This is a genomic window from Streptomyces sp. NPDC102462 (assembly GCF_044765425.1).
Lineage (GTDB): Bacteria > Actinomycetota > Actinomycetes > Streptomycetales > Streptomycetaceae > Streptomyces.
This window is the reverse complement of record NZ_JBIWKB010000085.1, coordinates 21,051-32,868: the sequence shown is the minus strand read 5'-3', so window position 1 is coordinate 32,868 and position 11,818 is coordinate 21,051. Positions and strand designations below refer to the sequence as shown.

At 71.3% G+C, this 11,818-nt stretch carries 10 protein-coding genes; 4 read left to right on the top strand and 6 right to left on the bottom strand.

The window, feature by feature from the left end:
* Positions 1-176 precede the first annotated feature (176 nt).
* Positions 177-2,216 (bottom strand): MDR family MFS transporter, encoded by a 2,040-nt coding sequence (locus tag ACIRFL_RS40190; protein ID WP_404039552.1) that lies wholly within the window; start codon positions 2,214-2,216, stop codon positions 177-179.
* 866 nt (positions 2,217-3,082) lie between these two features.
* Between ACIRFL_RS40190 and ACIRFL_RS40185 the strand changes: the two genes are divergently transcribed.
* On the top strand, positions 3,083-3,718 hold the full coding sequence (locus ACIRFL_RS40185; protein WP_404039549.1) for a peptidoglycan-binding protein: 636 nt from the start codon (positions 3,083-3,085) through the stop codon (positions 3,716-3,718).
* A gap of 97 nt (positions 3,719-3,815) precedes the next feature.
* Positions 3,816-4,166 (top strand): hypothetical protein, encoded by a 351-nt coding sequence (locus ACIRFL_RS40180; RefSeq protein WP_404039546.1) that lies wholly within the window; start codon positions 3,816-3,818, stop codon positions 4,164-4,166.
* Positions 4,167-4,218: 52 nt separating this feature from the next.
* Here the strand turns inward: ACIRFL_RS40180 and ACIRFL_RS40175 are convergent, their stop codons facing one another.
* Both ACIRFL_RS40175 and ACIRFL_RS40170 read right to left on the bottom strand, forming a co-directional pair.
* A complete protein-coding gene (locus ACIRFL_RS40175; RefSeq protein WP_404039544.1) occupies positions 4,219-6,369 on the bottom strand; it encodes a pentapeptide repeat-containing protein in 2,151 nt (716 codons plus the stop codon).
* Positions 6,370-6,540: 171 nt separating this feature from the next.
* Entirely contained in the window at positions 6,541-6,933 is a 393-nt protein-coding gene (locus ACIRFL_RS40170) for a winged helix-turn-helix transcriptional regulator (protein ID WP_404039541.1), read from the bottom strand.
* 121 nt (positions 6,934-7,054) lie between these two features.
* Here ACIRFL_RS40170 and ACIRFL_RS40165 point away from each other — a divergent pair, with 121 nt between their 5' ends.
* Both ACIRFL_RS40165 and ACIRFL_RS40160 read left to right on the top strand, forming a co-directional pair.
* Complete coding sequence (locus ACIRFL_RS40165) at positions 7,055-7,888, top strand: alpha/beta fold hydrolase (RefSeq protein WP_404039539.1); 834 nt, start codon at positions 7,055-7,057, stop codon at positions 7,886-7,888.
* 37 nt (positions 7,889-7,925) lie between these two features.
* Positions 7,926-8,159, top strand: coding sequence for a DUF2277 domain-containing protein (locus tag ACIRFL_RS40160; protein ID WP_404039536.1), 234 nt, complete (start codon positions 7,926-7,928; stop codon positions 8,157-8,159).
* A gap of 295 nt (positions 8,160-8,454) precedes the next feature.
* On the opposite strand, the gene ACIRFL_RS40155 is transcribed toward ACIRFL_RS40160, so the two are convergent.
* From ACIRFL_RS40155 to ACIRFL_RS40145, 3 genes are all read right to left on the bottom strand, one after another.
* Positions 8,455-9,075 carry a DedA family protein gene (locus ACIRFL_RS40155; RefSeq protein WP_404039533.1) on the bottom strand — a complete coding sequence of 207 codons (621 nt, stop codon included), beginning with the start codon at positions 9,073-9,075 and terminating at the stop codon, positions 8,455-8,457.
* Between the two features lie 91 nt (positions 9,076-9,166).
* Positions 9,167-9,613 (bottom strand): DoxX family protein, encoded by a 447-nt coding sequence (locus ACIRFL_RS40150; protein WP_404039530.1) that lies wholly within the window; start codon positions 9,611-9,613, stop codon positions 9,167-9,169.
* Between the two features lie 91 nt (positions 9,614-9,704).
* A complete protein-coding gene (locus ACIRFL_RS40145) occupies positions 9,705-11,597 on the bottom strand; it encodes an FAD/NAD(P)-binding protein (protein ID WP_404039527.1) in 1,893 nt (630 codons plus the stop codon).
* Positions 11,598-11,818 lie beyond the last annotated feature (221 nt).

Genomic DNA, 11,818 nt, shown 5'->3' with positions numbered 1-11,818 from the left:
GCCCTGCCTTCATGCCCCCGCGCAGCCACAATCACCTGAACAGCACACCCGTACGGAACCCCAAGCTGCACATTCGGTTTCGAGAAGCCCTCTGAGGGGTGGCTCGATAGGTCGTTTGGCGGGTGCGGCGTCGTTGTGGCTGGGCGCGCCGTTCCCCGCGCCCCTTTGGGGGCGCTTCAGCTGAACTTTGGTTTGGGGCCTGGCTGTGGCTGTTCGGTTCGGGAGCCGCACATTTCGTCTGTCAGTTGTTTCACCAGGCGGTCCAGGTCGGTGGGGCGGTCCGGGCCCCACCAGTCGCCCAGCAGCTCCGCCAGCGACTCCTCACGGGCCCGGGCCAGCCGGTCGGCGGCCTCGCGGCCCTCGGCGGTCAGATACAGGCCAAGGCCCTCGCGCACGGCAAGGTGCCGCTCCTCGACCTGACGGGCGGCCGCCATGACGACATGCAGCGGAACGGGACCCCGCTCGGCGAGCACACCCGGCTCCACCGAGCCGTACTTCCGCATCCGCAGCAGCAGCCAGCTCGCCCCGGGCAGCAGGTCGTACCCGGCCCGTTCGGTGATCTTCTGGTAGACCTCCCGCCGCCCGTCACGGGTGCCGAGCAGCGACAGCGCGCGGCACACCTCGTCGTACGAGGACCGCTCGACCGGGTTGGACGCCAGCGTCTCCGTCCCGTCCGGCGCCGTCACCGAGGCGCGCAGCCGGTCCTCCTTCAGGAACCACGCCAGGACGAACCCGAGCAACGCGACCGGAGCCGCGTACAGGAAGACGTCCGTGATGGAGGCCGAGAACGCGTGCAGGGCCGCCGGCCGCAACGGCGGCGGCAGCGCGCCGATGCCGCGCGGGTCGGCCTGGAGCGCGCCCGGCGTGATCCCCGGCGGCAGATGCACGCCCCGCAGGGCGGCGACGAGTTCGGTACCGAGGCGGCTCGCGAACACCGTGCCGAAGATGGCGACGCCGAACGAGGCGCCGATGGAGCGGAAGAAGGTCGCGCCGGAGGTGGCGACGCCCAGATCCTCGTACGACACGGCGTTCTGCACGATGAGTACGAGGACCTGCATGACCAGGCCGAGCCCCAGGCCGAGGACGAAGAAGTACGTGCTCATCAGGGCCGTGGAGCTGTGCTCGTCGAGCCGGTGCAGCAGGAGCAGGCCGATCGTGGTGACCGCGGTGCCGGCGATCGGGAACACCTTCCAGCGGCCGGTACGGCTGACGATCTGCCCGGAGACGGTCGAGGACAGCATCAGGCCCACCACCATCGGCAGCATGTGCACACCCGACATGGTCGGCGAGACACCGTGTACGACCTGGAGGAACGTCGGCAGGTAGGTCATCGCGCCGAACATCGCGAAGCCGACGATGAAGCTGATGAGGGCGGCCAGCGTGAAGGTGCGGATGCGGAAGAGTTCCAGCGGCAGGACGGGCTCGGCGGCCCTGCGTTCCACGCCGACGAACGCCGCGGTCAGCGCTACGCCGGCCGCGGCGAGGCCGATGATCTGGGGCGAGCCCCAGGGCCAGGTGGTGCCGCCGAGTGAGGCGATCAGGACCAGGCAGGTGGCGACCGCGGCGATCAGCAGGGTGCCGAGGTAGTCGATGACGTGGTGGGCGGCCCGGCGCGGGATGCGCAACGAGGTGGCGATCACGGCGAGGGCGACGATGCCGACGGGCAGGTTGACGTAGAAGACCCAGCGCCAGCTCAACTGCTCGGTGAGCAGGCCGCCGAGCAGCGGTCCGAGCACGCTGGTGGTGCCGAAGACCGCGCCGAACAGTCCCTGGTAGCGGCCGCGTTCGCGGGGCGGGACGAGGTCTCCGACGATCGCCATCGACAGTACGATCAGGCCGCCGCCGCCCAGTCCTTGCAGGGCCCGGAAGACGATGAGCTGCGGCATGTCCCGGGCCATGCCGCACAGCGCGGAGCCGATCAGGAAGATCACTATCGCGAGCTGGAAGAGTCTCTTGCGGCCGTACTGGTCGCCGAGCTTGCCCCACAGCGGGGTGGCGGCGGTCGACGCGAGCAGGTAGGCGGTGACCACCCAGGAAAGGTGCTCAAGGCCGCCGAGGTCGCTGACGATGGTGGGCAGCGCGGTCGAGACGATGGTCTGGTCGAGGGCGGCCAGCAGCAGTCCGAGGAGCAGGGCGCCGATCGGCACGAGGACGTTTCCGGGGACGTTCTGTGCGCCCCTGGCGTCCTGTGTGGTGCCGTGCGTCTCCAGCGCCATGGGACCTCCCGGACTTCCCTCCTTTTTTCCCACCTTCCATCGTGAGCGGTGTCACCCGTTATGGCCTGTTGAGTCCCGCGGAAACCTCTCCGGAACCTGCCCTTCCGGGGGCTTCCGGGCGGGAGATGTGTGGGAGGTCTGCATAATCTCTGGAGATCGCGCGGGGACGCGAGGGAGGGGACGACACACACATGACGGATCCGAAGGGCCCCGAGGATCCACGGGCCACCACAAACCGGGAGAACAGCACCGACCCGGAGGACGCGCTGAGCCGACGGGACACGGCAGGCCCAGGGGACGCGGTGGGCCCAGGGGACGCGGCAGGCCCAGGGGACGCGGTGGGCCCAGGGGACGCGGTGGGCCCGCCGGGCCCGGCTAGCCCCGAGGGCCCTGTAAGTCCGAAGGGCAGCGCGGGGGCCGGGGGCGGGGTGGGGTCTCTAGGCGGTGGGAGCCTGACGAGCGGTGGAGGACAAGCGGGCAGCCCGTGTCCGGAGTGCGGGGCGCCGCGGGGGGCGGACAACTCCGCGTCCTGTCGCTGCGCGCAGCGCGCCTCCGACGCCCTCCGCGACACTCGCACCGCGGAAGCAGCCGCGGCGGAGGACTTCGATCCGCTACGGATACGACCGTACGTCGACCTCGCCCCCACCGGCACCGCCCCGGACACGCCCCGAAAGGGGCGCGGGGAACTGCGCGACCAGCCCCCCACCACCCGCACCCAACAACAAACCCAAGCAGACGGGACCCTCACAGGCACCGGCCCAGACACACCCCCAGAGGGGCGCGGGGAACTGCGCGACCAGCCACCGACCACCCGCACCCGACAACAAACCCAGGCAGACGGGACCACCCCGGAGCCCGAGGTCACCATGCCGCTGCGGCAGATCCAGGCCAAACCGCCGGAGGCAAGACGTCGCCGTACCGTCCTGCTCTCGGTCACCGGTGCCGCGGTCGCCACCGTCACGGCGGCCGGTTTCGCGAGCGGACTGTTCAGCTACGAGACGCCGTCACGGGACGGGGCGGCCCCCGAGGACATCCGCGCAAGCGTGCCCGAGCGCACGACCGAGCCGGCCACGACGCAGGCGCCCCCGACTACCGCGTCCGCTCCCCCGGCCGCCCTCACCCCCTCCGCGTCGGCGAGCCAGTCCCCGACGACGTCCCCCACCCCGTCGACCTCGGAGTCGGGCACGGCAACCCCCTCCGCCACCCCGTCCCGTTCGCCGGAGGCGTCCCGTTCGGCGACCGCCGCCGACACGGCCGGGGAGCCGACCCCCGTCCCGGGCCCGGTCCTGCGGCGCGGCGACAGCGGCCCCGAGGTCACCGAACTCCAGCTACGCCTCAAGCAGTTGAACCTGTACTGGGCTTCCGCGAACGGCCGCTTCGACCGGCACCTGGAAGACGCCGTACGCACCTACCAGTGGACCCGCGGCATCCGCGAGGACGAGCCAGGCGTCTACGACGCCGCCACCCGGACAAGCCTGGAGTCAGAGACCTCCCAGCCCTGACCCCTCGCCTCACACGGTCCCCGCTCGGACCCACACGTTCGCGTGAAGTGACGGAAGGAACTCGCATCGCAAAATCGAACAGGCGTAGCATTGCCGCGTGGCTGAGACCTATGACTTTCCGAGTGACCTGCTCGCCGGTCAGGAGGAGCTGCATCAGGTCCGGGCCGAGCTGTCGGCCCTGCTGAAGCGGCTCCCCTGGTCGGTCGAGCCGCTGGACGGCTTCAGCGACGACCAGGGCTGGCGGAAGGTGGAGCGACCCGCGTCCCCGGGCTGGACGGATGACGAGCAGGCCGAGGTGGAGAAGCTGCGGCAGCGGGAGCACGAGCTGGCGGTGTTCGTCAGCACGCACCGCTTCTGGGCGGAGGTCGCGGCGGCGGAGCGGGTGGACGCTCGGATGGGGCTCAAGCACGCGCACGAGAAGCCGCCCGCGGGGCCGGACACCGGGTGAGCCCGGACCCGGCGGGGGCCCGGACCCGTGCCGCAGGAACCGTAACGAAGCGTCAGCGTTTGATGCGTCCGCGGACGGCGAGAGCGGCGAGAGCGAGCAGGGTGGGTTCCATCAGGCGGGAGGCCATCTCGATATAGGTGCCGGCGGTGGTCAGGTCCTGTCCGCTGGAGCGGAACACGACCGAGTTGAGCGTGACGTTCAGGGCTTTCTCGAAGCGGTCGCCGGTGATCCTGTTCCCGACGGGGTTCTGCGGGTCCTCCTTGTCGATCTCGAAGGTGACCTCGCCTCCCCCCGGCGGCACGGTGCCGGTCGCCGCCTGCTTCGGGGAGTGGCCGGGGAGTCCGAAGCCCATCAGCAGAAGGATGGTGACGAGCATCGCGGCGACCAGCCAGCCCATGGCCCGGGAGGCGCGCAGGCCATAGCCGGACAGCAGCCAGTAGCCGTGCAGCAGCCCACGTTCAGCGCGGCTGGTGCCGGTACGGTCATGGCGGCGCATCTCCATCTCGCCGTAGTAGAAGTCCGCCGCCCCCGGCTCGTTCTTGCCGTCCTCGAAGGCCTTGCGCAGCGCCCGGTACACCGGCGCCAACTGCGCCGGACCGGCAGACCCGGCGCCGAGTACCGCCGCGTTCCAACCGGGCACCGCCGCCGGCTGTCGCGCACGCCAGTGGTGTTCCTCAGCGAGAGTGCGGCGCCGCGTGAAGCGCACCGGGCGCCGGCGCCGCCAGTGCAGGCCGGGCGGGACCTCGGCGAAGGAGCATGTGCCCTCCAGCCGTAACTGGTCGAGATGCACCGTCCCGGTGAACAAGCACCCCGACAGGTCGACATCGGCGAGGACCAGGTGGGCCGCGTCCACTGCGCGCAGTGATGCCAGCCGTACGGCGGCGTCGGGTGTGCCGGCACAGACCTGTTCTCCGACCGGTCGTCCGTCGGGGAGGAGGAAGCGGTCGGGTTCTGCCGCGATCGTCAGGGGGTACTCGAAAAACGCGTGGGCGAAGTCCACTTTGGCATGGCGCAGGCGCAGTTCGGCTGTTGAAGACCAACGCGTCCGCCGGCACTCCACACGGCGCGCAGCGAGCGACAGGGTCACCGGACCGTTGAACACCGCCCCGGACAGCACCACACGCCCAGCGCACACCAATGGTCCGAGGGCGTCCGCCCGCTCGAAAACCGCCTGTACGAACTGGACGTCGCCCTCGAAGGTCGCCGCCTCGAACCGGGCGTTGCCCTGGAAGATCGCCGCCTCGAACCGGGCGTTGCCCTGGAAAGTCGCCGAATAGAAGTGGGCGTTGCCCTTGAAGGTCGCCAAATCGAACCGGGCCTCGTCCTGGAAGGTCGCCGAATCGAACCAGGCGTCGTTCTCGAAGGTCGCCTCCGCGAACAGGACGCCGCTCTTGAAGGTCGTGGAACTGAACCCGACGTTCTCCTCGAAGGTCGCAGCCCTGAACGCGACGGGATCCTCGAAGGTTGCCGAATCGAAACCGGCGATGCTCTTGAAGACGGCCGCAACGAACACGGCGACGTCCTCGAAGGTTGCCGAATCGAACCAGACGCTGTCCTTGAAGGTCGCCGAGTCGAATCGGGCCTCGCGCTTGAAGGTCGCCGAATGGAACCAGGCGCTGTCCTTGAAAGTCGCCGATCTGAACCCGGCGGCCCTCTCGAAGGTCGCCGAATCGAACTGGGCGTCGCCCTCGAAGGTCGCCGAGCCGAACCCGCTGTCGTCGCCGAAGGTCGCCCGCCTGAACCCGGCGGCACCATGGAAGGACGCTGAGTTGAACCAAGCGCCGCCCTCGAAGGTCACCGAATAAAACCAGGCGGAGTCCTCGAAGATCGTGCGGTTGAAGTCGGCCAAGCCCGTGAAGGTCGTCGAATCGAACTTGGCGACGTTCTTGAAGGTCGCCGAGTCGAATCGGGCCACGCCGATGCGGGGGTCTCCGGTGGCCGGGTCGCGCAGGGCATCGAGGAGGGCATTCAGGAGGGACCGGGTGAAGTGCGTACCGCGGTGGTCGATGTCGTCGCCGGCGGACAGACCGGCCAGATAGGCGTCGCGGTCGATGTCGGTCAGATGAGCCAGGCACGCGGTATGGCCGGGGACATGGATGCCCCGGCAGCCGACAGCGTCCGTGGCGGGATCCGCACCGTGCGCGCAATGCGGCCAGCGAGGCGCCCCGGGCAGAGGGGGTCGAGGTGTGCGGGGTGTGCTCATCGCGTGGCGGCTCCGCTGCTCCGTGCCGGTCCTGGGGCTCGTCCGGGGTAGGACGTGTGGTTGCTGCTCGGCAGTTCCTACAACGAACCTCGGGGCACGTGCCATCGAAGTCCGATCGCCGCCGCTGTGGAGCGGAGGCCCGTGGCCGGCGTGGACGTCAGCCTGGGACGCCTACGGCAACCGGTCCTCCTCGGCGCCGCCCACCTCGTGCGCCCGGTCGATCTGCGCCATGTGGTCCTCGGCCCAGGTCCGTACCACGGCGAGCGCGCTCTCCAGGGAGAGGCCGAGGTCGGTCAGCCGGTAGTGGACGCGCGGCGGTACGGACGGCTCGACCCGGCGGGCGACCAGGCCGTCCCGGGTCAGGCTCTGCAGGGTCACCGACAGCATCTTCTGCGAGACACCCGGCATCCGGCGCTGGAGTTCCCCGAAGCGCACCTCGCCGGGGGACGCCTCCGCGAGCACCTTCACCGCCATCGACGTCCACTTCGTACCGATCCGGTCGAGCAGCCGACGCGTGGGGCAGTCGGGGTCGAACAGGTCCCCGCGCCTGACCTGGAAGGTCACCTGAAGCTCACCACCTGAGACGAAAGTGCGGTCTTGGACCGCCCAGGCTAGTCACCTAGTGTCCCCTTGTCACCAATGGTGACCTACACCATTCACCACCATCCGACAAGAAGGCGGACACATGGAGCTGCACACGGTCAGGGCCAACGGGGTCGACCTCAACGTGGCCACCGCGGGAACGGGCCCCGCCGTGCTCCTCCTGCACGGCTTCCCGCACACCTGGCGGCTGTGGACCCACGTCATCGACGACCTGGCCGCACGGCACCGGGTGATCGCACCGGACCTCAGGGGCTTCGGCGACAGCGCCCGCCCCACCGACGGCTACGACGCGGGCACCCTCGCCGACGACGCCGAAGCCCTGCTCACAGCACTCGGCGTGACCTCGGCGGCGGTGGTCGGCATCGACGTCGGCACCCCTCCCGCCTTCCTGCTGGCCATGCGCCGACCCGACCTCGTACGGCGACTCGTGGTCATGGAGTCGCTGCTGGGCCGGCTGCCCGGCGCCGAGGAGTTCCTGGCCGGCGGACCGCCGTGGTGGTTCGGCTTCCACGCCGAGCCCGGACTGGCCGAGTCGGTGCTGGCCGGGCAGGAGGAGACGTACGTCGACTGGTTCCTCGACCGCGGCACGCTCGGGCACGGGGTGCGGGCCGACATCCGCGACGCGATCGTCCGTACGTATGCCGGCCGCGAGGCGCTGCGCGCCGCCTTCGGGCCCTACCGGGCGCTGCCGGTCAGCGCGCGGCAGATCGACGCGGCCGTGGCCGCAGGGCGGCTGACGGTACCGGCGATGGCGATCGGCGCGCATCCGGTGGGGCGCGCCCTGGAGCTGCAACTACGGCCGTACGCCGATGACTTGACCGGGCATGTGCTGGAGGGCAGCGGCCATATCGTGCCGCTGCACCGGCCCGACGCGCTGCTGTCCCTGCTGCGGCCGTTCCTTTCCGCGACCTGGTGAAGGTTCACCCTGGGGCGGGGTGCGGCAGACTGGGCGCATGTGCCGGAGTATCAAGACCCTGCGTCCGCCCGTGCTGCCGGAAGAGGCCACGGAGGAGGAGATCCGCGCCGCGGCGCTCCAGTATGTGCGGAAGGTGTCCGGGTTCCGGGCGCCGGCCGCGCACAACCGGGAGGTGTTCGACCGGGCCGTGGAGGCGGTGGCGCGGGCGACGGCGGAGCTTCTTGATGGGCTGGAGGTCCGGGGATCGCTCCGCGGTTCGCTCCGCGGGTAGGGCAGGGGGGTCGGTTGTCGAGTGCGGGTTTGTTGTGGGTTCTCGCGCAGTTCCCCGCGCCCCTGAGTGGCCAGCCGTTCGTCGTCCGGTGCGGGTTCGTTGTGGGTTCTCGCGCAGTTCCCCGCGCCCCTGGGCGGCTAGCGGTTCGTTGTCGGGTGCGGGTTTGTTGTGGTTGCTCGCGCCGTTCCCCGCGCCCCTGAGTGGCCACCGGTTCGTTGTCGGGTGCGGGCTCGTCGTGGGTTCTCGCGCAGTTCCCCGCGCCCCTGAGCGGCCAGCCGTTCTTCTTCGGGTGGGGTTAGGTGGGGCGGCGCATCCAGTAGGTGGCTGCTGCTCCTGCTGCGAAGAGGGCTGCCAGGGAGACTGCCGTGGCCAGCCAGGTGGCGCCCAGCCACTGCGCGCCGAAGTAGCCGAGGGCGACGCTGTAGGCGGCCCAGGACAGGCCGGCCAGGGCCGACCAGGGGAGGAAGTCGCGGGCCCGGCGGTGCGCGGCGCCCGCGCAGAAGGAGACGACCGAGCGGCCGGCCGGGGCGAAGCGGGCCAGGATCACCAGGGCACCGCCGCCCCGCGACAGCGCCGCACCGAGGCGTTCCTGCGCCGTGGTCAGGCGGCGGGAGCGGGCGATGGCGCGATCAAGCCGCTTCCCGCCGCGCCAGGCCAGGCGGTACGCCACCAGGTCACCGAGGACGGACGCGGTGGCCGCGGAGAGGATCAGGACGAGCATGTCGGGCACCGCGTGCGGGACCTGCCCGGTGGCCGCGCCGGAACCGGCCGCCGCCGTGGTGGCCGCCGTGATCACCAGCACACCGCTCGGCAGCACCGGCAGGAACACGTCGAGCAGGACCGACAGGGCCACCATGGCGTATATCCACGGTCCGGAGGTCAGTGACCCCACGCTCTCCAGCACGACGACTCCCATTGCTCCCCCGATGACAGCCATACAGCGTACGCGGCGGGTGTGACAGCGGGGACGTCGGGGGCGAAAGAGGCCGAAGAGAGTGCGGCGGGGGTCAGGCCGTCACCGGTTCCTGGTCCGCCGGGCGTTCCCGCTCGGCGGACGCGCGCCGGGCGAGCAGGCCGTCCAGGCCGAGCGCGCCGGAACCGGTGAAGACGAACAGGAGGAAGGCCCAGCAGAACAGGGCCGACATCTCGCCGCCGTTCTGGATCGGCCACAGGGCGGCCTCCTGGTGCACGGTGAAGTAGGCGTACGCCATGGAGCCCGAGGCGACCAGCGCGGCGACCCGGGTGCCGAGGCCGAGCAGTACGAGGGCGCCGCCCCCGAACTGGATCACGGCCGCGTACCAGCCGGGCCAGGTGCCGGCGTCGACGCCGGTGCCCGCGGCGCCGCCGAGGACGCCGAACAGCGAGGCGGCGCCGTGCACGGCGAAGAGCAGGCCGACGACGATCCGGAACAGGCCGATGGCGTACGGCTGAGCGGAGTTGAGGCGTGCGGACATGTGGGGGGTCTCCTCATCGGTTTCGGTCGGGCCGGCCGGGGACGGGCCGGTCTGGTGCGGGTACCGAACGAGGCGACCAGGTTAGGTTGACCTAATCGATGCTTGCAAGTTCAACATCCGGCCACGGTGCCGCTTCCGCTTCCGGTTCCGCTTCCTCCCGGGCCGTCCGCAGAACCGCCCGCGCCACCGCGTCCGCGTCGGACAGCGTGACCGAATCCACCCCGGGCCTGGCCCCCGCCGCGGTCACCCAGTGCACCCCCTCGGTGGGCACCCCGAACGCGAACCGCCGTGCGTGCGACTGGCCTTGACGGTCCATCAGGCGATAGGGGCGCACGGTGACATCCAGCCCTCCGGTCTCGTAACCGTCGACGGTGTGCGGCCGGCACTCGCCGGTCCGCAGCAGCCCGGTGAGCAGTTCGTCCGCGGTGCGCCGCACATCCGGTTCCGGAAGACGCGCCTCTATGAGAGTCGTCACACGCACCGCCGAGCCGGGCACGTCCGGTGAGTACGCCGTCCACGCCCCGCCCGCGCCGCGCACCTCGAGCCGCGGCCCCAGCACCTCCACCACCCCCGCGTCCAGCAGCGCCGCCAGCTCCTCGATGCGCCGCCGCGGCGGCCCGATGGACAGGAACGCGTTCAGCGGGGTGTACCAGCGGTCCAGGTGGTCGCGGCGGGAAGCGCCGGCCAGTCCTCCGTGGTCGACCACGAGCCGTATCTCGTTGCGCAGGTCGCGCAGCACGTCCAGGGCCGCCTTGAGGGGGCCGGCGACATTGCCGAGCGCGGCCTGCGCGGCGTCCTCGCGCAGATGGGCGCGCAGCCAGGTCCGCCACTGCTCCCGGTCCGCGAAGTCCCGTCCCGCGTACGGCCGGGAGATCCGCTCCCAGCACCAGCGGTCGGCGTCCCGTACCCCGAACTCGTCCAGCAGCAGGGCCTCTTGGGGATCGCCGTGCGGTACGGCGAGGAACCGCCCGGCGAAGTCGGCACGCCCGGTCAGCGCGCCGTAATAGACGGTCTCCACCTCCTTGGCCACCAGCGGCCATATCTCCGCCAGGAAGTCCGGCGGTTCACCGGAGTCCGCGCGCTTGCGGAAGCCCGCGATCACCTCCGGGGTCAGCACCCGCGGGGTGTGCCGGCCGTACGGGCCCTTCGCGTTGTCGCCGCGCGCCTGATAGGGGACCCCGCGGCGGGAACCGGCGTACAGGCGCGGCTCGTCACCGGAGGGCGTGTAGCGCAGGGTGCCGTCGGCGCCCCGGGTGAACCGCCCGCCCCGGCCGGTGGTCAACAGGGCCAGATGGTCGAAGAAGTTGAGCCCCAGGCCGCGCAGCAGCACCGGCTCGCCGGGCGCGAGCGGGGCGAGGTCGACGTCGGCCGGGTTGGCGGGCGGTATGTGACGCAGGCCGTGCCGCCCGGCGTACTCCGCCGTCTCGCGCAGCGTACGGTCCGCGCGCGCCGGGAGGTGGCCCTGGGCGAGGACCACCGCCGCGAGTCCGGTCAGGGTCCGGCCGTCGTCCAGGGTGAGCGCCTGCCGGCCGTCGGCCTCGTCGGCGAGCCGTACGGCGCGGGCCCGGTGGGTGCGTACGCGTACGGCGTCCGGGGCGTGCCGTACGACCCGGGCGAACACCCACTCCAGATAGCGGCCGTAGTGGGCGCGGGTCGGGTAGTCGTCGGGGTCCAGCTCGCCGTCCGCCCACTCGTGCAGGCTGGGTCCTGGCCGGATCGGTCCCGAGCAGTCGACGCTCTCGTCGGTGAACAGGGTCACCTGGCAGGCCACGGTGTTCATCAGCAGTTCCGGCGGCTGAACGGTGCGCCAGACGCGGCCCGGGCCCGGCGGCGCCGGGTCGATCACATGGACCGTCAGCCGGACGCCGGGCGGGAGCAGCTCCGGCGCGGAGGCGCAGAGGCGTTCCAGGACGCTGGTGCCGCGTGGACCGGCGCCGACCAGGGCGACGGAGACCGCAGAGGATTCCTCGGTCGATGCAGACAAAGGTGAGACTCCCGAGCATGTGGGGCGCAAAGCAGCGAAACGTCCGCAGGAAGCGGACGGTCCGCCTCATCATGCCGCCGCCCACCACGGAAGCCAACGCGGGTCCCACAGGTCCCGGTTGTCCCTCATGGGCGGGTGAGGAGTAAGTCCTCCACGGTCGCCGGGTTCCCGACCGGGCGGCCGAGGAGTCCATCACCGTGCCGGCGGTTCCTGTCGCGCTG

Bases quoted from the DNA above. Each gene is read 5' to 3' on its own strand.
- ACIRFL_RS40165 (WP_404039539.1), top strand. From the start codon at position 7,055: ATGGAGCTGCACACGGTCAGGGCCAACGGGGTCGACCTCAACGTGGCC.
- ACIRFL_RS40175 (WP_404039544.1), bottom strand. From the start codon at position 6,369: ATGAGCACACCCCGCACACCTCGACCCCCTCTGCCCGGGGCGCCTCGC.
- ACIRFL_RS40160 (WP_404039536.1), top strand. From the start codon at position 7,926: ATGTGCCGGAGTATCAAGACCCTGCGTCCGCCCGTGCTGCCGGAAGAG.
- ACIRFL_RS40185 (WP_404039549.1), top strand. From the start codon at position 3,083: ATGCCGCTGCGGCAGATCCAGGCCAAACCGCCGGAGGCAAGACGTCGC.
- ACIRFL_RS40155 (WP_404039533.1), bottom strand. From the start codon at position 9,075: ATGGGAGTCGTCGTGCTGGAGAGCGTGGGGTCACTGACCTCCGGACCG.
- ACIRFL_RS40150 (WP_404039530.1), bottom strand. From the start codon at position 9,613: ATGTCCGCACGCCTCAACTCCGCTCAGCCGTACGCCATCGGCCTGTTC.
- ACIRFL_RS40190 (WP_404039552.1), bottom strand. From the start codon at position 2,216: ATGGCGCTGGAGACGCACGGCACCACACAGGACGCCAGGGGCGCACAG.